This window comes from Pedobacter humicola (assembly GCF_056490705.1).
In genome coordinates this window covers 204764-228395 of sequence record NZ_JBWJIG010000005.1, presented here as the reverse complement: position 1 = coordinate 228395, position 23632 = coordinate 204764, and the positions used below count along the sequence as shown (strand labels likewise).

21 protein-coding genes are annotated in these 23632 nt (G+C 38.5%); 13 read left to right on the top strand and 8 right to left on the bottom strand.

All coding sequences use genetic code 11. The features are described 5' to 3' along the window. Positions 1-21: 21 nt before the first annotated feature. From porK to AC04Q1_RS10710, 3 genes are all read right to left on the bottom strand, one after another. The gene (porK, locus tag AC04Q1_RS10720; protein ID WP_478364437.1) at positions 22-1347 is read right to left on the bottom strand and encodes a T9SS ring complex lipoprotein PorK/GldK; all 1326 of its coding nucleotides are present in this window, start codon (positions 1345-1347) and stop codon (positions 22-24) included. Positions 1348-1572: 225 nt separating this feature from the next. Next, positions 1573-2343 carry a uroporphyrinogen-III synthase gene (locus AC04Q1_RS10715; protein ID WP_478364435.1) on the bottom strand — a complete coding sequence of 257 codons (771 nt, stop codon included), beginning with the start codon at positions 2341-2343 and terminating at the stop codon, positions 1573-1575. Between the two features lie 14 nt (positions 2344-2357). Next, positions 2358-3335, bottom strand: coding sequence for a DUF4271 domain-containing protein (locus AC04Q1_RS10710; RefSeq protein WP_478364433.1), 978 nt, complete (start codon positions 3333-3335; stop codon positions 2358-2360). An 87-nt stretch (positions 3336-3422) separates the two neighbouring features. On the opposite strand from AC04Q1_RS10710, the gene AC04Q1_RS10705 reads away from it, so the two are divergent. From AC04Q1_RS10705 to AC04Q1_RS10670, 8 genes are all read left to right on the top strand, one after another. After that, positions 3423-3680, top strand: coding sequence for a hypothetical protein (locus tag AC04Q1_RS10705; RefSeq protein ID WP_478364431.1), 258 nt, complete (start codon positions 3423-3425; stop codon positions 3678-3680). Positions 3681-3822: 142 nt separating this feature from the next. After that, positions 3823-4956 (top strand): radical SAM family heme chaperone HemW, encoded by a 1134-nt coding sequence (gene hemW / locus AC04Q1_RS10700; RefSeq protein ID WP_478364429.1) that lies wholly within the window; start codon positions 3823-3825, stop codon positions 4954-4956. A gap of 89 nt (positions 4957-5045) precedes the next feature. Next, positions 5046-5828, top strand: coding sequence for an SDR family oxidoreductase (locus AC04Q1_RS10695; protein WP_478364427.1), 783 nt, complete (start codon positions 5046-5048; stop codon positions 5826-5828). A gap of 322 nt (positions 5829-6150) precedes the next feature. Beyond that, positions 6151-6702: a fasciclin domain-containing protein gene (locus tag AC04Q1_RS10690; RefSeq protein ID WP_478364425.1), complete on the top strand. Its 552-nt coding sequence runs from the start codon at positions 6151-6153 to the stop codon at positions 6700-6702. 213 nt (positions 6703-6915) lie between these two features. Continuing rightward, positions 6916-7797, top strand: coding sequence for a cupin-like domain-containing protein (locus tag AC04Q1_RS10685; protein ID WP_478364423.1), 882 nt, complete (start codon positions 6916-6918; stop codon positions 7795-7797). A gap of 72 nt (positions 7798-7869) precedes the next feature. Continuing rightward, the gene (locus tag AC04Q1_RS10680; protein WP_478364421.1) at positions 7870-8655 is read left to right on the top strand and encodes a DUF3050 domain-containing protein; all 786 of its coding nucleotides are present in this window, start codon (positions 7870-7872) and stop codon (positions 8653-8655) included. Between the two features lie 127 nt (positions 8656-8782). Continuing rightward, positions 8783-9661 carry a cupin-like domain-containing protein gene (locus tag AC04Q1_RS10675; protein ID WP_478364419.1) on the top strand — a complete coding sequence of 293 codons (879 nt, stop codon included), beginning with the start codon at positions 8783-8785 and terminating at the stop codon, positions 9659-9661. Between the two features lie 112 nt (positions 9662-9773). Continuing rightward, complete coding sequence (locus AC04Q1_RS10670) at positions 9774-10388, top strand: sugar O-acetyltransferase (RefSeq protein ID WP_478364417.1); 615 nt, start codon at positions 9774-9776, stop codon at positions 10386-10388. A 204-nt stretch (positions 10389-10592) separates the two neighbouring features. On the opposite strand, the gene AC04Q1_RS10665 is transcribed toward AC04Q1_RS10670, so the two are convergent. Then, positions 10593-11018 carry a YybH family protein gene (locus AC04Q1_RS10665; protein WP_478364415.1) on the bottom strand — a complete coding sequence of 142 codons (426 nt, stop codon included), beginning with the start codon at positions 11016-11018 and terminating at the stop codon, positions 10593-10595. 93 nt (positions 11019-11111) lie between these two features. On the opposite strand from AC04Q1_RS10665, the gene AC04Q1_RS10660 reads away from it, so the two are divergent. The 4 genes from AC04Q1_RS10660 (at position 11112) to AC04Q1_RS10645 (ending at position 16388) form a co-directional block, all read left to right on the top strand. Further along, positions 11112-11993: a carbohydrate kinase family protein gene (locus tag AC04Q1_RS10660; RefSeq protein ID WP_478364413.1), complete on the top strand. Its 882-nt coding sequence runs from the start codon at positions 11112-11114 to the stop codon at positions 11991-11993. A gap of 354 nt (positions 11994-12347) precedes the next feature. After that, positions 12348-13445, top strand: a complete 1098-nt coding sequence (locus tag AC04Q1_RS10655; protein WP_478364411.1) for a vWA domain-containing protein — start codon at positions 12348-12350, stop codon at positions 13443-13445. 109 nt (positions 13446-13554) lie between these two features. Continuing rightward, positions 13555-15042 (top strand): magnesium chelatase, encoded by a 1488-nt coding sequence (locus tag AC04Q1_RS10650; protein ID WP_478364409.1) that lies wholly within the window; start codon positions 13555-13557, stop codon positions 15040-15042. Between the two features lie 95 nt (positions 15043-15137). After that, a complete protein-coding gene (locus tag AC04Q1_RS10645; protein WP_478364407.1) occupies positions 15138-16388 on the top strand; it encodes a metallophosphoesterase in 1251 nt (416 codons plus the stop codon). Between the two features lie 82 nt (positions 16389-16470). Here the strand turns inward: AC04Q1_RS10645 and AC04Q1_RS10640 are convergent, their stop codons facing one another. From AC04Q1_RS10640 to AC04Q1_RS10630, 3 genes are all read right to left on the bottom strand, one after another. After that, entirely contained in the window at positions 16471-17160 is a 690-nt protein-coding gene (locus AC04Q1_RS10640) for a response regulator transcription factor (RefSeq protein ID WP_316846132.1), read from the bottom strand. Positions 17161-17291: 131 nt separating this feature from the next. Next, positions 17292-18965 (bottom strand): sensor histidine kinase, encoded by a 1674-nt coding sequence (locus AC04Q1_RS10635; RefSeq protein ID WP_478364405.1) that lies wholly within the window; start codon positions 18963-18965, stop codon positions 17292-17294. Between the two features lie 2 nt (positions 18966-18967). Further along, positions 18968-20851 (bottom strand): S9 family peptidase, encoded by a 1884-nt coding sequence (locus tag AC04Q1_RS10630; RefSeq protein WP_478364403.1) that lies wholly within the window; start codon positions 20849-20851, stop codon positions 18968-18970. A gap of 227 nt (positions 20852-21078) precedes the next feature. Between AC04Q1_RS10630 and AC04Q1_RS10625 the strand changes: the two genes are divergently transcribed. Further along, a complete protein-coding gene (locus tag AC04Q1_RS10625) occupies positions 21079-22902 on the top strand; it encodes a tetratricopeptide repeat protein (RefSeq protein WP_478364401.1) in 1824 nt (607 codons plus the stop codon). Between the two features lie 85 nt (positions 22903-22987). On the opposite strand, the gene AC04Q1_RS10620 is transcribed toward AC04Q1_RS10625, so the two are convergent. Further along, positions 22988-23545, bottom strand: coding sequence for an N-acetyltransferase family protein (locus AC04Q1_RS10620; protein ID WP_478364399.1), 558 nt, complete (start codon positions 23543-23545; stop codon positions 22988-22990). Positions 23546-23632: the final 87 nt, after the last annotated feature.

Genomic DNA, 23632 nt, shown 5'->3' with positions numbered 1-23632 from the left:
TTCTTTAGTTTTTAGTTTGGTTTAATTTCTCAGATCGGTACCAGGGTAAGATGAGACACATCTGAAACCAATATAGGATCTTTGGGTATCTTGATATTCGTATGTAGCTACTGCATTTTGTAGAAAATAGCCAGTATCTTTCCACGAACCGCCTTTAACCACTTTGCGTTTTTTGTATTTGCTATCATTGGCACCCGCATCATAAGTGAAGTTGGGATTCAGATCGTGCAACAACGGACTAGCGCCTTTATTGTATGCCGTTAATGTCCATTCGGAAACATTTCCTGCCATGTTGTATAATCCGTAATCGTTAGGAAAATAAGATCTTACCCCAACAGTATAAATACCACCATCGCTCGAATAATCTCCACGGCCAGGTTTAAAGTTGGCTTGTAAACAGCCTTTTGTATTTCTGATGTAAGGACCACCCCAAGGATATTTTGTTTTGGTATTACCACCTCTAGCAGCATATTCAAATTCTGTTTCAGCTGGCAATCTGTAATCTGATCTCGATCCGGCAGGCAGTTTTCTAGCTGTGGCAACACCATCATATAATCTGGTTCTCCAGTGAGAAAAAGCTTTCGCCTGCTCCCAGCTTACCCCAACTACGGGATAATCATCATAAGAAGGGTGGTTAAAATAACCACGAACCATGGGATCATTTTGTGAATAAGAATAATCTGTTTTCCACACCATTGTATCAGGATAAATGGCAATGTTATAGCGGTCGATATAATCCTGGCGTTTAGCATTCGGATCCTTATGTCCAAGGGCCGCTTTTTCCATATTCAACTCTGCATACGCATATTCAAATTTGCGGACATCAAGTTCTTTTTTACCTGGCAGCGCATCTAAGCCTGAATAATACATACCGTCTAACTGACTGGCTTGAGCCGCAGCTGCACCCCTGCCTCTGTTGCGCCAGATATTTGCTCCGTTTGGCCCAACTTTTTTCCAGTCTATGTAATTGTTTCCACCAACAGCTGCCGCAGCATTACCTCTTGGTGTAATCATAAACTGCTGAGGATTGCCCATCATTACAATAGCAATCGAATCGCGAACCCAATTTGTAAACTGACGGTATTCTGCATTAGAGATTTCGGTCTGATCCATGAAGAAAGCACTGATGGTAGTCATTCTACCTGGCAGGTTCTGAGAAAATGTAATATCCTCATCCGCTCCTCCAAGTACTGTATGCCCGGGTGGAACATAAACCATTCCTAGAGGAATTCTATCGTTTTTAAATTTTCGGTTATAAGCACCAACTAGCTCACCCTGGCCTCCATGACCACAGCTTGCTAGCATTACAGTTATACCTACAATAGCTAGAAGGTAGATTTTCTTCATATTTCTTACAGTGTGCAAAGCACGATTAGGAGCAATTTTATCAAAAATCACTGAAATTATCAACAAAAGCAAATATTTTACGTTAAATCATCACCCAAAGGCAATTAAAGTTGCGTTAACAAACCTTCAACAACCTCACGTTTTTGTCTATAACAAGCGTAACTCTCTAAATAACAGTAAAGTTACGCTTTTATTGCACTGACTTAAAATAAATTATAGAATGTATTATTTATTAGATATTTTGATATAATTCTCAATCGCCATTGTCATTGACGGCACACCTGGGGTTGGCGCAGCAATATCCACGATAAGATCCATGTCGGTACAGGCTTTACTGGTATTTGTTCCAAAAGCTGCAATCCGTGTATTGTTCTGTTTAAAATCCGGGAAATTTTTAAACAAAGACTGAATGCTCGACGGGCTAAAAAATGCAATAACATCATAAAAAACTTCAGCAAGATCAGATAAGTCACTCACTACTGTTCTAAATAAAACAGCAGGGGTAAAATCATATCCACTTTTTTCTAAAAATTTCATAGTGTCTTCTGTAGCCATATCAGAACAAGGATATAAAAATTTCTCATTGGCATGCTTTTTCAATACTTCCGCCAAATCTGCTGCAGTTTGTTTACCAAAGAAAATTTTACGCTTTCTATACTGAATATATTTCTGAAGATACAATGCAATAGTCTCAGAAAGACAGAAATATTTTAATTCTGCCGGCACATCATAACGCATCTCTTCACATATTCTAAAAAAATGATCTGCTGCATTACGACTGGTAAAAATAACCGCCGTAAAATCGGCTAAATTAATTTTATCTTTCCTAAAGTCTCTTGCGGGCACACCTTCAACGTGAATAAAAGATCTGAAATCAACTTTTAAGTTGTGTTTTTTAGCCAAATCGTAATAAGGAGATTTTTCTGTTTCAGGTTTTGGTAAAGTAACCAAAATACTTTTTACTTTGCGGATTCTAGAGTCGTTCTTTTCTTGCATTTTCCTTTTTCCTGCTACAGTCCTATCGTTTTAATTAGTATTAGGATAGGACATATTTCGAGGGCGCAAAAATACAAAATTAAATGCATTCTAGAAAACTTATTATTAGAAAGTATTGTAATTCCCGCCCTCAACAATTGAAACGCAAAAATTATGCCTAACAATAAGAAGGCCAACACGATATATACCAATCCGTATTTAAGTGGTGATAGCGCAAAAGCAACCACCAGGGGGATAAATAGTAAGGATGCATTAAAGTAACTGAGGTACAATATGGATATATATTCCCCTACCGGTTTTTGAACATTAAACAGGTAACCCAGAAAACGCAAAAGGATCAGTTTCAGTGCGTAAAAAGCAATGATGGTGATGGAGATACTGAAGAAAAACTTAAATCCATCCTTTGCCTGGTACATATCATTCCATTGCGCCACAAGAAAAAAGAACATGCCAAAAACGAAGCCGAACTGCACAAAAAGCAGTAAAAATGGCCAGGAGCTAAAAAGGTTATCTTCTTTATTGATATTGTTCAGGATCCTATTGCTAAAAAATGATTGAACGATTGCGGATAATTGCTTCGAAAATGCATTTTTCAGGATGGCAAAGATGATGAGCATGCCAAAAATAAAGCCCAATAAACCTACATTTCCTTTAGGGATTTTGGTACCAAGCTGATACGGGTTAACCTTTTTCTTTAAGTGCTGATATTTCTTTTGCCAGGCCAATAGATCCAGCTTAGGGAATAGATATTCTTTTTCGATCGTATCTAACAGCGCATTTTTATTGATCAAGCTATCGGGCAATACCCAGGTGTGATGAACAATAGAATCTGTCGATAATTTCTGTCGGGCTAATGTTGCCGAGTCTGGCCGGTATCTTCTATACTGATATTGATTTACCACTGCACTATCTGTTTGAACAGGAATTTCTTGTGCAGCTACAAAAGTAGCCGACCATAAAAACGCGAACAAGATGAAAATGAATTTCGGCATGCTGTAAATCAAAACTTAATTTGCAAAAGTAGTCGAATAATCATGGTTTACCTAAAGAAAATAAGTGGATTAATTAATAACTTTAGCATGAGCGGAAAAATAACACTGCATTTAACAATGTCCCATTCAAAAAAGAAAACGCCAATATTTGGAATAACAACCGCAGCGTCAGAAAAGTTGGACAAAAGGCGATGGAACAAAACCTTTAGAAGAATTGCGAAAATCCAGATGGCTAGGCAGAAAGAGCTCCCACACAAAATTTCAGCCGTTACAAACGTTTGGGATGGAGATAAAGATGGAAAAACATACGTAAAGGATTACTTCAGCAAAGAAATGCGGAAGTAATTTCGCTCAAACAAATACTGCTCTCTGGTAAAGTTATTACTTTATTGTTCTTCTAACCCCAAATTAATATATTAAATACCTGCCGTATATAAGTCATATATTATGACAATAAAGAAAAACTAACTTCATTATCTTTGCACCAATGTCCGGTATCTATATCCATATTCCTTTCTGCAAAAAGGCTTGTCACTATTGCGATTTTCATTTCAGCACTTCTTTAAAATATGCTGATGAAATGGTTGATGCAATCTGTAAGGAGATTAAAATGAAAAAAGATCGGATTAGCGGGCAGGTAGGAAGCATTTATCTGGGTGGAGGAACACCTTCCATTCTGTCGCAGATAGCATTACAAAAGATTTTCGATACGATTAACCATACTTTTTCAGTCGATGCAAATGCAGAAATCACTATCGAAACCAATCCCGATGATTTAACCGCTCAGAAATTAAAAGAGCTTAAGCAATTGCCTGTTAACCGTTTTAGTATAGGGATCCAGTCTTTTTATGATGAAGACCTGATCTGGATGAACCGGGCACATCAGGCCAGAGAGGCTGAAGATTGCATCAGAAGAAGTCAGGATGCGGGCTTCGAAAACCTAACCCTTGATCTTATTTACGGATATCCATTACTCACCGATCAGAAATGGTTAAACAATATCCAGAAGGCAATCGAACTGGAAGTTCCGCATATTTCTGCATATGCTTTAACTGTTGAGCCAAGAACAGCTTTAGCACATGCCATCAAAAACAAAAAACAAACGCCTGTAAGTGATAACCAAAGTGCGGCCCAGTTCGTAATTTTAATGGACAAACTTGTTGAAGCTGGTTTTGAACACTACGAAATTTCGAATTTTGCCAAACCAAACCATTATGCAGTACACAATACCAATTACTGGAAAGGTATAGATTATATTGGCATTGGCCCATCGGCGCATGGCTTCGAGGGTCAAAACAGATACATGAATCCTGCAAATAACGCTTTGTATATCGAAACTTTAGATCAGAACAAACTCCCTGAAATTGTGGAAGAATTAAGTCTGAACGATAGATTTAACGAATACATCATGACCTCACTCCGGACGATGTGGGGAACTGATTTACAAAAAATAAATACCGATTTTGGAAAAGACTTTTTAGAAGAAACAAAATATAACCTCAAAAATTTTGAAGATAAAGATTGGCTGATTATTGAAGGAGATAAAATCCACTTAAGCCAGAATGGGAAACTATTTGCCGATCATATTGCTTCGGGATTGTTTATCGTAGAAAATGAGTGAAAGAATGAGTTTTGAATGAAAGAATGCTTTACAACCCAAGTCCATTATTCTTTCATTCAATCATTCTCTAATTCAATAATTATATATTTATGGCAAAAATTGTATGGATTACAGGCGCATCATCAGGTATTGGCGAGGCACTGGTATATGAATATTTTAAAGCTGGCGACAAACTGATTATTTCTGGAAGAAACCGCGATGAGCTTTTTCGTGTAAAAGGCAACTGCCAAAATTCTTTTAATGTACATGTATTGCCATTCGATCTGAGCGAAACTGCAACACTCGAAAGCAAAGCTGCCGATGCGATCCGTATTTTTGGCAAAATAGATATACTGATTAATAGTGGTGGCGTAAGCCAGAGAAGTTTAGCGCTGGAAACCAATCTGCAAACTGAACAACAGATTATGGATACCAATTTTTGGGGAACAGTTGTACTGAGCAAAGCCGTTCTGCCTTTAATGATCGCCAATGGTGGCGGACAAATTGTTGCAATCAGTAGCCTCGTTGGAAAATTTGGCACAAAATTCCGCTCTACCTACGCAGCATCAAAACATGCTTTGCATGGCTATTTCGATTCTCTCCGATCGGAAGTTTACGACAAAAACATCGATATTACCATCGTTTGTCCGGGTTTTATCAAAACAAATGTGACCTACAATGCACTTACCGGTGATGGAAACCCACTAAATGTAATGGGCGATGCACATGAAAACGCGATGACACCCGCCGATTGCGCGAAACAAATCGTACAAGCTGTTAAAAGCAAAAAAGAAGAAGTTTATATCGGTGGAAAAGAAACCAGAGCCGTATTATTAAAGCGTTTTTTCCCTAAGATTTTTTCCAAAAAAGTGAGAACCGCAAAGGTGAGCTAAAGGAGCGGTTGGTGGTGCGCGATAAGCGTGACCAGCGAAGTTTAAAGGAGTTACTTATGGACGAACGCAATTTATCTAAACGCGATTGAAGCGATATCCTATTGGCGTCGTTCTGAACGTAGTTGATGAACAGCCAAAAGATTTAGCGAAAAGCGGGACTATTATTTCCGAAGAACTCCTACAGCACCTTTTCAAAAACAAAGAAGTAAAATTAAAACGCTAATAATCAGCAAATTAAATAATAATTTTCATTTCTAAAAACCAAGTATCTGTAAGCCGTCGTAAATGGAATCAAATAACAGAAACTTAAATATTAGAAATAATGAAAAATTTAATCTTATCCGTATTTGCCGTAATTACAATGGCATTCACCACTCAAGTTTACGCTCAAAAAAACCCAATGGTAGGTGGAGCAGCAATGTATGCAACTAAAGATATTGTAGACAATGCCGTAAACTCAAAAGACCACACTACCTTGGTTGCTGCAGTTAAAGCAGCCGGTTTGGTAGAAACCTTAAAAAGCGCAGGTCCTTTCACCGTTTTTGCGCCAACAAATGCCGCGTTTGATAAACTTCCTGCCGGAACCGTTGACAATTTGGTTAAACCAGAAAACAAAGCAACACTTACAACTATTTTAACTTACCATGTTGTTGCGGGCAAAATGGATAGCAAAGCAATCGCAAAAGCAATTAAAGATGGTGGTGGCAAAGCAGAACTGACAACAGTACAAGGTGGCAAACTTTGGGCCTGGATGGAAGGTAAAAAATTAGTATTAAAAGATGAAAAAGGTGGAATGAGCACAGTTACTATTGCTGATGTTTATCAGAAAAATGGTGTGATCCATGTAATTGACACTGTTTTAATGCCAAAATAATATTTGAAAGCTATCCTTATTAAATACATACATCACGCCCTTTGTGATTGTAAAATCAACGTTCTTGCTCAATCGCAAGAACGTTTTTTATTTATTTCAAGTCATACTTTCTGACTTTTTATGATGAATTGTCAGTCTTTCTTCAAGTTTTTGCTTTTGTAATGTTTTGTGTTTTTTAACTATTTAATTTTGCTTTATTAATAGTTATTTAACATGAAATTCAATTTATCTCAGATAGATGTAGTTGAAGACATATCTAAATCAGATTTCGAGCTGAACTACCTTAAACCGCGTAAACCTTTGGTTATAAAAAACATGGCCAAAAAGTGGCCCGCCTACCAAAAGTGGACAATGGAATACATGAAAGAGGTGGTAGGTGATAAAACGGTTCCACTTTACGACAGTTCGAAAGCAGACCCTTCAAAACCGATTAATGCTTCAGCTGCTGAGATGAAATTTGGCGATTATATTGATCTGATTAAAGAAACCCCAACGGATCTGCGTATCTTTCTATTCGATCCGATCAAATTTGCACCTAAATTACTGGAAGACTATATCGCGCCGAAAGATTTAATGGGTGGTTTTTTAGATAGTTACCCGAATATGTTTTTTGGCGGAAAGGGGTCGGTAACCTTTTTGCATTACGACATTGATTTGGCGCATATTTTCCACACCCATTTCAACGGCAGGAAACACGTCATCTTATTCGATTATAAATGGAAAGAGCGTTTATATCAGATCCCATATGCCACTTATGCACTGGAAGATTATGATGTAGAAAACCCTGATTTTGATAAATTCCCAGCATTAAAAGGCGTTCAGGGGGTTGAGGCCTTTTTGGAGCATGGCGATACCTTATTTATGCCTACCGGTTATTGGCACTGGATGAAATATCTGGACGGATCGTTCTCGATTAGTTTAAGGGCATGGGACAAAAGCTGGGCAGTGAAGGCAAAAAGCTTGTATAACTTAACTTTACAGCGTAAATTTGACGACTTTATGAAAGCAAACTACCGCGAGAAGTATATGCACTGGAAAGAAGAACTTGCAATGAAGAGAGCAAGTAGGGCACTAGAGAAAAATTTACCGAAATAAACAAAAGAATAAAGACACCCTTGAATAGGGTGATCAGGCATGGACGCCAAACGCCCAACACAAAATTCAAATATGCATCCCAACATTATAAAAATCCAGGAAGAAATAGAGCCGCTTAGGCAAGAGATCATTAACCATAAAGTTTATTCGGCCATTAACGAACTGGAAGATCTTAGGATTTTTATGGAACACCATATTTTTGCAGTGTGGGATTTCATGTCGTTGCTGAAGGCCTTACAGATTAACTTAACCTGCACTACCCTTCCGTGGTTTCCTGTTGGCGACCCGGTTACCCGCCAATTGATCAATGAGATTGTGGCTGGTGAAGAATCAGATGTAGATGCAGATGGAGCGATTAAAAGTCATTTCGAATTGTATTTAGACGCAATGGATCAATGTGGGGCCAACACAAAGCCGATTAACGCCTTTTTAAATGGGCTAAAAAATGGCAAAAGTTTTAATGAAGCTTTCGATATAGCCAATGTGCCCGCCAGTGCCAAAGATTTTGTTAATGCCACTTTCGAAACTATCAACAGTGGCAAAACACATTTACAAGCTGCGAGCTTTACTTTCGGACGGGAGGATTTAATTCCAAACATGTTTTTCAGCATGGTAAATGACCTAAACAGTACGCAAGCAGATAAAGTATCTATTTTTAAATATTATTTAGAACGCCATATTGAAGTAGATGGCGATCACCATAGCCACCTGGCACTTTCGATGACGGAGAAGCTCTGCGAAAAAGATGAAGCCTTTTGGGCTGAAGCAGAAGAAACTACAAAACAGGCCTTACAGAAAAGGATTGATTTATGGGATGCGGCTTATGCTGAAATTGTTAAAAATAAAGTTGAAGCGTAATTATTAAATTGTTAAGTATTTGCTAATTTAGATTACGTGATTTTAGTCACATTTACCTGTTAACATCAATTTTGTAAAATAAAATTTACACATTTGTTGTTCGGCACAAATAACCGATTTTAAGCGCATGAGTTTCATTTTAAAACCTGTTGATATCGTAGAGAGCATCACTCCCGAAGATTTTAAGAAAAATTATCTGAAAACTAAACGTCCGTTAGTAATCAGGGGCCTTACTAAAGATTGGCCTGCCAGAGAAAAATGGACGACCGAATATTTAAAACAAATTGGTGGCGAGCTGGAAGTTCCACTTTACGATAACTCCAAGGCAGATCCATCAAAACCGATTAATGCGGCTACCGCACACATGAAATTCGGCGATTACCTTGATCTGATCAAGCGCGAGCCAACTGAACTGAGGATATTCTTTTTTAACCTGTTTAAAAAAGTACCCAGTTTAATTAACGATGTAAAAATCCCTAAAGATTTAATGGGTGGCTTTATTGAGAGTATGCCTGCTATGTTTTTTGGCGGTTCCAACTCGGTAACCTTTTTACATTACGATATCGATTTACCGCATATTTTCCATACCCACTTCGGTGGTAGAAAACACATTGTATTATTTGATAACAAATGGAAAGATAGATTGTATTGCTTACCAAATGCAACCTATGCTTTAGAAGATTACGATGTAGCCAACCCTGATTTCGAAAAATTCCCTGCGCTAAACGGCGTAGAAGGTTATGAAGTTTTCCTAGAACATGGCGATACTTTATTTATGCCTACAGGCATGTGGCACTGGATGAAATACCTGGATGGCTCATTCTCGTTAAGCTTAAGGGCCTGGGACCAGTCGATTACCCGTAAAGTGGCGAGTGTTTGGAGTTTATTTACCCACGGCGCTATCGATAGTTTAATCAAAATGACTTTCAAAGAAAAATATGCCCATTGGAGAGAGAAAAAAGCAGTTAAAATTGCTGAAAGAGCTTTAGCCAAAGGCAAACCGTAAAAATTGCTGAAAATTAAAAATACAAAGGGGCATCGGTTACGATAGCCCCTTTTTTGCTATTATTGTGTGCTAAATTTTTAGTTTTAGCAACGTTCAAAAATCAGACACTATAATGGAAACGAACATACTTAGCGAAAAAGAAAAAATGCTTGCAGGCAAGGCCTATCAGGCGGGAGGCGAAGAACTTTCAAAGGAAAGGTTAAAAGCACGTGAAATCGTTTTTGAGTTTAATAACCTCGCGCCGAAATTTATCAAGCAACGTAAAGAGTTATTAAAAAGACTATTCGGAAAAACAGAACGGATGTTTTATGTGGAACCGCCATTTAGATGCGATTATGGTTATAACATCGAAATCGGCGATAATTTTTACGCGAACTTTAACCTGGTTATTCTGGATTGTGCGAAGGTAAGTATTGGCAACAGCGTTTTCATTGCACCAAACGTAGCCATTTATACGGCAGGTCATCCCATGCACGCACATTTAAGAGACCAGGAATATGAATGGGCACAGGAAGTTACCATCGGCAACAGTGTTTGGATCGGTGGCAATGTGGTGATTAATCCAGGTGTAAAAATTGGTTCGAATGTGGTAATCGGATCAGGTAGTATTGTAACCAGGGATATTCCAGATCATGTTTTTGCCGCAGGAAACCCATGCAGGGTAATCCGTCAACTAACGGATGCTGACAAGGATTATTACTATAAGGATTTTAAGTTAGGCGAGTAAAATAAACTGAAATCATCCCCGTTTGCAACGGGGATGCATGACAAAGGGATTTTATCGCTATTACACTTACATACAGCATTAAGAGTGCTGATCGCAAGAAGTCCGGTTGTTATATAGGCATCACTTTGTGACAAACGAAGACTATGGAGTTGTGTTTCATCATGACGATTCAGTTCATCCATTTCCATCCCATATCTTCCATCCTTAACTGCTATGATCGGCAACTACTTTCCATTCTCCATTTATTTTCCTGATCAAAAGCGTGAAATATCCTTTAAGTTCGTCTTTTTCGCGCTTAACATTCCAACTGCCCAATACAAAAGCCAGATCCGGGTTTAGAAAATCGACTTTTTTTATCCCAAATACCAAAAAACCCATCGCTGATTTATCAGGATAACCTTTTTTATAATTATCCAACGTTTTTTGCCAGCCGTAAGTTGGACCACTTTTACCTACAAAAAGTAAACTATCTGATTTTACATAACCTTGCATAAAAGCTTCAACATCGCCTTTATTCCAATCGGTACGTTGTTTTTCGAGTAGATCGAGTATAGCCTGTTTATCTTTTGCATTCTGGGCAAATGCACCAAATGACAATAAAAGCAGGGCAATTACGAGTATCTTTTTCATGATGATTTAAATTAAGGTAAAAATTAAAGATATGAAACAAATTATTTTGTTCCATGGGTAAAAATTCCTTATTTACATATCTATAAATCTACTATGCAAAATAAAGTAATCACAATTGGCGAAATACTCTGGGATGTTTTCCCGGAAGGAAAAAAAGCCGGCGGCTCAAGCATGAATGTTGCGCTTAATTTACACAAACAAAGTATAGAAAGTAATTTTATCAGTGCTGTTGGTGATGATGATAATGGGAGGGAGTTATTGAACTTTTTAGCCAACAACCATTTTGCAACAGATCTGATCCAAGTAAATACCGGATTACCAACCAGTACCGTTGTGGTTCAATTGGATGAAAAACATCAGGCTACTTATACCATTAAACAGCCCGTAGCATGGGATGCGATCAAAATAACTGACGAAAACGTAGCGGCTGTAAAAGCGGCAGATGCTTTGGTGTACTGCAGTTTAACCTGCAGGGCGGAGCAATCTAAGAAAACTATTCTTGCACTTCTAGAACACGCGAAGACCAAAATCTTCGACATCAACTTACGCGCTCCATTCTTCGGGAAAGATTTAGTTGCTGAACTTCTGGCAAAAGCAGATATTCTAAAAATAAACGAGGATGAAATTGTATGGGTTAAAGAATCATTTGGTTTAACGGGCAATACGGACGAACAACTTTTAAAACAGCTTTCCAGCCAGTTTAATATCGAAATCATCTGCCTCACACTGGGCGATAAGGGTGCCTGTGTTTTAAAAGATGGCAAATTGTTTAAACACGCCGGTTATAAAGTTCAGGTAGCCGATACCGTTGGTGCTGGCGATGCTTTTTTGGCCACATTTATTGCCTGTTACCTACAGGGCTACCCAATGGAAACCATTTTGGATAATGCCTGCAAAGTGGGCGCATTTGTAGCCTCTCAGCCTGGTGCAAATCCTGATTATAATAAAAAAATTTACCATATGGCATTGGGTTAATTATCCCAGGCCCTATGGGTTTTAAAAACATATAAGGCCGCTTGTTTATTAGAACGGTGGGGTTGCATTGGCTTGAAAGGGTTCAGTGCCGGTAAGCATCTGCCTTTATTTAATTACGGTATACTTGCTTGTTTCACAGATCTTCATCGGTACCGAAGCACAGCGCAGCCCTGAATGAGCCTGCCGCTTGCGCAGCATGGCGAAACGCCCGGATCAATTTGACAGTTGTCGGTTGGTAATTTTCAGTTCAACCCACATTGGTATTTTCCCCTTCCCCGCCTTCCAAATATGACACCGCGCTTAAATTAATACAAAACGAAACTTTTATCTTCGGTAAATCGTTAATACAAGCACATGAGAGGTTTTCGTTTTTCTGATTACAAGCCTGGCGATACGCCAAAAGGTGGGTTCGATGAGTTGCTGAAATTATTTAGCGAATTGCTAAACTATACGGCAGGAGATGCGGCAGAGGCTTTAAGCTGGCTGAATGAGCTCGATAAACAATATAAATTAACCAATAACGATTATGGCATCGGTAATTTTATCGACGACCTGAAAGACAAGGGTTATTTAACCGAAGATAATCAATCTGGAGAATTTAAGATTACGGCTAAAACAGAACAGACGATCCGAAAATCTGCCTTAGACGAGATTTTCGGGAAACTGAAAAAATCTGGGCGGGGCAACCACAACAGTAACCAATCGGGTATTGGTGAAGAGAAAAATGCCGATAGAAGAGAATATAGTTTTGGTGACAGTTTGGACCAGATCGATATGACGGCTTCTATTCAAAATGCACAGATTAATCATGGCATTGGCGATTTCACTTTAACCGACCGCGATTTAGAAGTGGAGGAAAAGGATTTCAAAACCTTAACATCGACAGTATTGATGATCGATATTTCGCACTCGATGATTTTGTATGGTGAAGACCGGATTACGCCCGCCAAAAAGGTTGCAATGGCATTGGCAGAGTTGATCAAAACGAAATATCCTAAGGATACTTTAGACATCGTTGTTTTTGGAAATGATGCCTGGCCAATCAGCGTGAAAGACCTGCCTTACTTACAGGTTGGACCATACCATACCAATACCTACGCAGGTTTAGAACTGGCTGCGGATTTACTCCGTCGTAGAAAAACGCACAACAAGCAGATTTTTATGATCACGGATGGAAAACCAACCTGCCTGAAGGAAAATGGTAAATACTATAAAAACAGTATGGGTTTGGACAGGAAGGTAATTAATAAAACCCTGAACATGGCGGCTCAATGCAAGCGGTTAAAAATCCCTATCACGACATTTATGATTGCTAAAGACCCGTATTTACAACAGTTTGTCCGCCAGTTTACAGAAATTAACGGTGGAAGAGCCTTTTACAGTTCACTAACAGGCTTAGGCGAATACATTTTTGAAGATTACATTAAGAACAGACGTAAGACAGTTAAATAGTCGGAAGTCTTTAGTCTGAAGTCCAGAGATATAACGCCTTTATGTAACGTTATACACCAGGAGTTCAGTCTGCCGTACCTCAGATTCAACTATAACCCATTTTAAAGAGATGCAAAACACCACATTAGGCGAATTAAAAACCACAGGATATAAATCAAGATCTGTAAAAGAAGAGCTCAGAGAAAATTTGATTAAGGTACTCCGCGATAAAAAAACCGAATTCGAAGGCATTATCGGTTACGATGAAACGGTTATTCCTGAATTGCAGACGGCCATTTTGTCCCGTCATAATATTTTACTTTTAGGTTTACGCGGACAGGCGAAAACACGGATTGCCCGTTTAATGGTAAACCTATTGGATGAATATGTACCATATGTTGCAGGAAGTGAGATTTTCGATGACCCCTTGAATCCGATCTCGTGGTATGCCAAAAATGAAATTGCCATAAAAGGTGATGATACCGAAATTGCCTGGTTGCACCGCAGCGAAAGATATACCGAAAAACTGGCTACCCCGGATGTTACTGTTGCCGATTTAATCGGTGATGTTGATCCTATAAAAGCTGCAACATTGAAATTAACTTACAATGATGAACGTGTAATCCACTTTGGCTTAATTCCACGTGCACACCGTAGCATATTTGTGATCAACGAACTTCCGGATTTACAGGCGCGGATACAGGTAGCATTATTTAACATGTTGCAGGAAAAAGATATCCAGATCCGTGGTTTCAAATTGCGTTTACCGCTGGATATCCAGTTTGTATTTACAGCAAATCCTGAAGATTATACCAATCGTGGAAGCATAGTAACCCCACTGAAAGATAGGATTGAAAGTCAGATTTTAACCCATTATCCTAAGAGCGTCGAGATTTCGCGCAAAATTACTTTTCAGGAAGCTAAACTGACCGCAGATCAAAAAGCCAATATAGAGGCCGATGGTTTGGTGAAAGATTTAGTAGAACAGGTTGCCTTTGAGGCCCGTAAAAGCGAATATATTGATCAAAAATCGGGTGTTTCAGCTAGGTTAACCATTTCAGCCTACGAAAATTTAATCAGCACTGCCGAAAGAAGGATGTTGATTGCAGGAGAGAAAAATACTTTTGTTCGCTTATCTGATCTCGCGGGAATTATTCCTGCCATCACGGGTAAAATAGAATTGGTTTACGAAGGCGAACTGGAGGGTCCGGCACATGTAGCCACCACCTTGATCGGTAAAGCAGTTAAAACCTTGTTTGCGCGTTACTTCCCTGACCCAGAAAAAGCAAAGAAGAGCAAAACGGCCAACCCTTACACCGAAGTAACCGAATGGTTTACCGAAGGTAATAACGTTGATGTTACCGATGCTTTAACCAATGTACAGTATAAAAAAGCATTAATGCTGGTACCAAACCTATACGATCTGGTTAAAAAATTCCATCCAAAATTAAGCGAAAATCAAACTTTGCTTTTAATGGAGTTTGTATTGCATGGCCTGGCAGAATACTCGCAATTGAGCAAAAATTATTTAAATGGCGGCTTCGGCTTTTCGGATATGTTTGGCAGTTTATTTAATGCCGAATTTGACGAAGAAGAGGATGAAGACGATTTCAGATAACCATTAAATCCTACAATTTTATTAGCTTTGGTAAAATTCTGCTCTGAAAGACAGAACTTATCAAAGCTTTTTACTTACCAACCATCCTGCTTATAATGGGAAGATTACCTTTTATCATTACCGCGTGCATTTTTCTAACTGCATTCGATATCTATTTTTTTATAGCGATTATCAATGTTTTTAAAAAATGGAAACCCCTAACAAAAAAAATATTCAGCGTTACTTATTGGGTTTATAGTACATTATTGATTATCGGTGTTTTCAGTGCTATTTACCTCAATCTTTTTCTCACATTAAGGGCTATTATTCTGGTTGCTTTCTTCTTAACGGTAGCCTGTAAACTGGCCATGTTACCTTTTTTGGTATTAGACGATATACGCAGATTGTTTATCAAGATTTTTAGAAGCACAAAAAAAAGAGTTGTTTCTGAAGTCGCTACTACAACCACTGAACCTATTTCCAGATCCGAATTTTTGGTTAAGGCAGGTTTGGTGGCCGCAGCCGTTCCATTAACTTCGTTAAGTTGGGGCATTATTTCGGGAGCTTATGATTATCAGGTACGACGGGTAAATTTAATACTTCCCAACCTACCAAAGGCATTTGACGGCATTACCATGGGGCAGATTTCTGATATCCACTCCGGAAGTTTTTATAATAAAACTGCTGTAAAGGGTGGTGTAGAAATGCTCTTGGGCGAGAAACCAGATTTCATCTTTTTTACAGGCGACTTAGTAAATAACCTCACCAATGAGGTAAGAGATTATCAGGATATATTTTCGAAGGTAAAAGCACCATTAGGTGTATATTCATCATTGGGAAACCACGATTATGGCGATTACTATTTCGGCAAGGAATCATCTCCGGCCAAGGTAAAAAACCTGAAAGATATGGTTGATGTTCATAAAGTGATGGGTTACGATTTATTGATGAACGAAAACCGCAGGTTAAAAGTGGATGGTGAAGAAATCGGAATCCTGGGTATCGAGAACTGGGGTATGGGCCGTTTCCCTAAATATGGGAAAATGGAACTGGCGGTTCAAAATACAGATGATTTACCTGTTAAACTTTTATTAAGTCACGATCCTTCACATTGGCGTGGGGAGGTTCTGCAAAAGTATCCTCAAATAGATGCCATGTTTAGCGGTCACACCCATGGCATGCAATTTGGCGTCCGTTTAAAAGAATTTCAATGGAGCCCGATACAATACATTTACAAAGAATGGGCAGGCCTGTATCAGGAGCAAAAACAACAGCTTTACGTTAATGTTGGTTATGGCTTTTTAGGTTATCCTGGCAGGGTTGGTGTTTTACCGGAGATCACGATTTTCACCCTAAAGAGGGCATAGTGGTGTCTGATGTTACCATCTGACATGTATAATATAACCGTCAGATATTGACATCTGACGGCAAATAATAATTTAATTTTACTTATCCCGCGTTAAAACGGTATCCTACCCCCCTAACAGTCTGTAGAAGTTGCGGGTTATCTGGATTCAATTCAATCTTCTTGCGTAAGCGCACGATGTGCATATCCAGTGTTCTGGTATTTACATCAGAGTTGTAACCCCAAACCACCAGCATTAACTCATCACGGTTGATTACCTTACCCGGATTGCGCAAGAAATAAAGCAGGATACGGTTTTCCAGTATCGTTAATTCAATTTTCTTACCATCCCTAAACAAAGTATGAATGTTTGGATGGTGTTCCATATTCCCAAAACGGTGGATTTCGGCGGTATCTTTGTTTACAATGAATTTCACCTTACTTTCTAACATGGCCACTAAAACATCCATATTAAATGGCTTAGTGATATAATCTGATGCCCCAAAGTTATAAGCGTCGATTTTATCTACATCCTGTGCCTTAGCAGTCATCATGATGATTAGATTTTCGAAACCTTGCTTGCGTACATTCTCGCAAACTTCAGCACCTTGTTTACCAGGCATCATCCAATCCAATAAAACAATATCAGGCTGATCGGCCAAAATCATTCTTTCGCCAGCTTCTCCATCATTTGCTTCAAGCACAGTATACCCCTCTCCCTTTAAACGGTGAGCGACAAGAAAGCGAAGATTTTCATCATCTTCTACGATTAATATTTTTACTTCTTTAGACATTTATGTGTGTTTTATATTGTAATGCTTGAAGGCTAGTTCAAACTTACAACCAATTTCTATTTATTGTTTCCATGTTAAAACGTTTGAAGGTTAACTCAACTTTATAACCTTCGACCTTCCAACCTTTCAACTTAACTATTATAAGGCAGCACAATCTTAAATTCAGTCCCGCTACCTACTTTACTTTTTACAGAGATTTCTCCATCCATAAAGTTAACCAGTTCTTTGCAGAATGCCAAACCCAAGCCCACACTTCCCATTTGATTGTATTCATTCTGAATTCGGAAAAACTTCTTAAATATATTGTTTAATTCTGACGATGCGATACCTATGCCTTTATCGGTGAAACGGAAAACCAGGACCCCTTTAATCAGCTTTGCACTAATGTGTAATTTTTTCTGATCAGGTTTCGAATATTTGTAAGCATTCTCAGCCAGATTATCGAATAAACTCCCCAGTAGCACTGGATCGGTAATAAAGGTCTTAAAGCCCAACACCTCATAGGTCATCTTGAAATCGGGATGTTTTAACGTGTGTGATTCGATAGTGCTTTCTATAAAATCTACAATATTCACTTCTTCCTGATTGAGTTTGATTGCCTTATTTTCGATCTGGGTAAAGGCCAGTAGTTTATTCATTAAACCATTCAGTTTATCGGCCTCCTCATCCAATATTTTACCATAAAGCTGCTGCTCCCGCTGGCTTAAAGCCGTAGCACTCTTGATATTGTTACCTGCAATTTTAATTACGCTAACTGGGGTCTTGAACTCATGCGTAAGGTTATTTACGAAGTCGTACTGTAACTTAAACATTTTACTGTTGATGTTCAGGTTACGGTAAATTAAAAACGCGACCAACAAAAGCACCCCATATACCAATAACAGGACCAAGGCAATTGGCATGAAATAAATAAAAATTTCTTTCTTGATGTAAGACTTAGATGAAAGAAAGTAAAATTTAAAATCCGAAAATGCACCGGGTAAGGCTATTTCTGTGGTGATGTTTTCATCCGAAGTATCTATCGGATCGTAAGTAAGCGGTTCAATCCGGATGCTTTGATATAATAAAGGCCTCGTATTTACCACCTTTATTTTATGTGCATCCAATTTAAAAACCATTACATCCTGCTGATAAACCGGGGCAGGATTAAGCTTGCGCCGGATCATATCCTTATAATTCCTTAAATCTTCGCGACGGGGGATATTGAGGTAGGTGATTTTATTCTCGTTGGAGTTAACAATCGAAAAATTGGTAAACAGTTCTTCTTGTGTAGGTACGGATGCCGTATCCAGATCTTCAACAAATGTAGCCAGTTTAATTGCAATTGCATTAAAATCGCTTCCAACATTAAACGACCGGGTATCATCCTCCGAATATAGTTTTACCGAATCGGGTTTTATCCCCTTACCAAACTGATAAATAGATTTGGGGCCAATGCCCAGGTGGTTTGCATTGATCCCATCTTTAACCGGCACGTTTTTCACCTCTGTATCGTAAAAGGTAACTTTAGCAATAAAGGGATATTTTAACATTACGGTATCTACGAACTTCGATGCGGTAGAAGAGTCCAAAAAACCATTATAGTATGAAATCTCAGGCATTTTGTTCTGAAAAAAGTCGTTGTAGGGCTTTATACTTTGCTCGAGCACATTTACCTTTTCTGATACAAAATCATTTTCAATCGATTTTTTACTATAGTTAAACGCCAAAAAAAGTGAAAGGATAAAAAGGATAGAAATGAGTACAATGAAGGTTACACCAAGGGAGAAGTTTTTACGGTAACTGCTTTTCTTATCTAAGGCCATATCTATTTTTTACCTAGATTTTCCTTTAAAAACTCTTCTAAGGCTTTGTACAAGGCTGTTCTGCTCTGCTGGCGCACCATCGGATCCGGACCTTCCTCCTTTTCGATATAAGTAACCTCAACATTCCGTTTTTTAAGTTCTTTGATAAACTGTACGCCTTCTGCCACATTCACGCTCGGATCTTTCGGATTTTGAGCAATAAAAATAGGTGCCTTAAAGCGGTCGGCATGGAACACCGGTGACGCGAAACGCATATAATCAGTTTCTGTTATCGGATTGCCTACAATTTCGTAATACATCTGCAATTTGGCCTTTAAAAATGGCGGAAAGGTTTTCAGGTAACTAAAGAGGTTGATGACACCCGAATTTGATCCGCCACATTTATAAAGATCAGGATTTTTATACAAACAATTTAATGCGATATAACCGCCAAAACCATTCCCATAAATGGCAATCTTTTTAGGGTTGGCAATTTTTTCTTTAATCAGCCATTTCACACCATCATTCACATCTTCCTGTATTTTATCACTCCATTGTTTAAAGCCCGCAGCATAAAATGATTTCCCGTAGCCAGTAGAGCCGCGGTAATTTACCTGCAAAACAGCATAGCCACGGTTAGCCAAAAACTGTACCTCTGCATTATATCCCCAACTGTTTCTCGATTTAGGTCCATTATGCGGCAGCACTACCACAGGTAAGTTAACTGCCTTTTTATTTTTAGGCAGGGTTAAATAACCATTAATGGTTAAACCATCGCGGCTTTTGAAACAGATCGGCTTCATGGCATCCATATCCTCCGGTTTAATGGAAGGATTCACATCCGTCAGTTTTTTAAGCCTGTTTTCACTCGCTGTGTACAGATAGTAAGAACCCGGATCTTTATCGGTAAAAGTCCGTATTACAAACACCTTATCTGTTTTATCCTTATCCAGAATAACCCATTCGGTACCGGGTAACAGTTTATCTATTCTTGAATAAGCCACTTTTGTACTGTCATCAAGATAATATTTTTCTCTTTTCCATGTTTCGCAGGTTGCAAAAAGCATTTTTTTCCGAAAACGCGAATAGGTTGCATCTACTACATTTAAGGTATCGTTTGCAAAAAGAACCTGTTTTTCTTTCCCGCTTTTTAGATCAATGGCCACCAATGCATTTTTATCCCGGTTAATACTAGATATCGCATACAATACATTGGGCTGATCTTCAGAAAATGTAATCGGCTGAAAAGTAGTCTCAAAATTATTGGTCATTACCGGAGCAAAAACCTCATCTTCCTTTTCGCGGTACATTAAGGTTTCATTCACCCCATCACTGGCAACGGCAATTTTAAGTACGCCTTTGCTATCAGTCATCCATTTGGTAATATTACCTGGATTTTTTGCGGCAATCTCCATTTTACCATCCCGTATATTTAAGCGGTATACATCAAAAACGGTTGAATCACGTTTGTTTGAAGCTACAATAATGTATTTATCATCAATCAGCTGATCTTCTATTACCTTCAACCGGTTTTTTTCATTGGCGCTCAACTGCACCTGCTTGCTTCCATCTTTATTGATCACGAAAATATCAGACCTGCGTTCTTTAGATCCATCTTCGGTGGAATAAATCAATTCGTTATTGCTCGTCCAGAACTGAAAGCTAATGTTTTTTCCATTTAAATGGGTAAGCTGAACGCTGTTTCCCGTAGCCAGGTCTTCAACAAAAAGATCGAGCTTTTTATCCTGAAGTTTTAAATACGACAGGCTTTTCCCGTCAGGTGAAATCCGGTAATAGGCTTTATCCTGAGTTTTAAAAAAATCGTCTACAGGAATAGTACCATTGTCGGAGCCTTTACAAGCCCACATCAATGCAACCATTAACAATAGAAAAATCCTTTTTAGCATAAATAAATCCTTTACGGGATGACAAAAATAAGTATCATAACAACTTTACCGCGATTTACACCAACAATGTTACTTATACAAATAATAATAAGTCGTGGTTCAATTTAGTATTTATAAAATACCTACAAAATAAAATACAGGTAACATTTAAAATACGTTTAATATCAATTGGCGCTTTAGCTAAAGATGTATTAAAATGTTACATTTAAAACTTATAATTTAGGGTTATGAACCGCTTGCTTTTCATCATATTCTTACTGTTAACATCTGGGGCCAATGCACAGATTTTCCGCCCCAATCAACAGGTTGCACCCGATGAAAGTACTTTAGCCATTCAATATTATCAGGACGGTGATTATGAAAAGGCCGTTGTTCTGCTCGAAAAACTCTATGCCATACCCAATAACGAGGCTTATTTCGATATCTATTTCAATACACTCGTAAAATTGAAACGCTATGACGTGGCCGAAAAATTGGTTAAAAAGGAAATCAGGAAAAGTCCGCAAAGTGATCTTTACCCCATCGCATTAGGCAAACTTTATCAGGAAAAGGGCGATGTACAAGCGGCAAATAAAATTTTTACCGAGGTGATAGGCAAACTTCCGAAAGATGAATTTAAGATCAGGAATTTAGCCAATAGCTTTTACCGTTTTGAAAATTATGACTTTGCTGTGCAAACGTTTAAACAGGGAAGGAAACTGCTGGGCAATGATCAGTTATTTGCTTTTGAACTATTGAACATCTACCGTTTTAAAAAGGATAAACCCATGCTTATGCAAGAGTACCTCGATGCCATGGGTACTATGCCACAGCTCTTACCTCAGGCAGAAGCCGTACTGGCTTCTACTTTTGAAGATAAAAATGATTATCAGACTTTCCAGGCGGCCATTTTAAAAAAAATACAGAAAGAACCTGATGCAGAAATTTATATTCAATTGCTTACCTGGAACTACATCCAGCAACAGGAATTTGATATGGCCCTGCGCCAATTAATTGCCTTTGATAAACGCACAAAGGCAGATGGGGCAACTTTATTTAATGCCATTTATACTTTTGTCGACAATGGCGCCTACGAAACGGCCATTAAAGCTTATGATTATCTGTTAACGAAAGGAAAGGATAACCAGTACTATCTGCCATCCAAAATCGAAATGCTGAACACCAAGTATAACCTGCGGACAAACGGGAAATATACTGTAGCAGATCTTGATCTGCTGGCAAAAGATTATCAGGTACTATTGGATGAAAATGGCAAAAATAGAAATACGCTTTTCGCCATTAAAAAACTGGCAAACCTCCAGGCATATTATTTAAATCAGCCTGGTAAAGCAGAAAAAGAATTGGAAGAGGCCATAAAAATGCCGGGCATTAACGATCAGGAGCTTGGTCAGCTGAAACTGGATTTAGGCGATATTTATATCCTAACCAATCAGCCGTGGGAAGCCTTTTTGGTGTACGAACAGGTAAGCAAGCAGTTTGAAGGTCAGCCAGTGGGCAACGAGGCACGCTTTAGAAGTGCTAAACTTTCCTTTTACCAGGGTAATTTCGAATATAGCAGCGGACAATGTTTGGTGTTAAAGGCTGCTACCTCACAACTCATTGCAAATGATGCCTTAAATCTGAGTTTATTGATCAACGATAATATCCAAACACCTGCAGATAGCAATGCGTTAAAAATGTATGCTGATGCAGAGATGTTATTGTTTAGAAACCTGCCTGAACGTGCCGTTAAAAAAATGGACAGTATTGCCATTGCTTTTCCACAGAACAGTTTAACGGATGCCATTATGATGAGTAAAGCCAGGATTTTTATTAAAGCAAACGACTTTCAAAAAGCGGCTGATATCCTTAAAAAAGTAACTGACGATTTTAAAGATGGAATATGGACCGATGATGCGCTCTTTACCCTTGGGGATCTCTATGAAAAGAAACTTAATGATATTGCCCAGGCTAAAATTTATTTCCAGAAACTGATTACCGATTATCCAGGAAGTATGTTTAGCGCCGAAGCCAGGAAAAGGTTTAGGAATTTACGCGGAGATGGGGTTTAGCTGGTTTCTTGATTCGATTAGTGATGGTTAATCGGTTACTTGTTGAAATTGGTTAATTGCCACCAAACGCGCAACGCCAAATTATCTACTGTTCCCAATCCCAAACTACAACATTCCATTCTACCCCGCTGGTATCGGTGTAGGTAGAAATTACTTCAAAGCCAATCCGCTTATGTGCATTCATCGATCGTAAGTTGGTACTTGCAATTTCAGTAATCGCAAAATCGTACTTAGGTTTAAAATAATCTCTGTAGGCCTGATAACATTGATCGAATAAACCTTTACCGCGATAATTCTCCCCTACGCAAACCTGCCCAACAACAATATAATGGTAAGCTGAAACAGGCTTTTCCTGATAGAAAATATGATCAAAGCTTTCGTACATTTCGACCAGCCTCGGGATATCATTTTTTGATTGTTCAGTCATGCCAAGTACATAAGCCGCAATTCGTTCGCCATCTTTTGCAATGATATTAGGCTCATAGCGCTGCATTTTCTCCAGATCATCAAGTGAATGTGAAACGGTGACAAAGCCCTGCTCTTTTATTTGCTGAGCTGTTAAATCTTTCTTTAGATTTAACTTTTGAAGTGCGAGAATGCCTTCCAATTCTTGAGTGGTAGATGAAGTGCTAATGGTAATCATTTAGGATTTAGATGATATTAGGTATCCAACACTAGTACCGTTAAGGTTAACAAAAAAACAGAACAGATGCCCGCCAAAATTAAAATT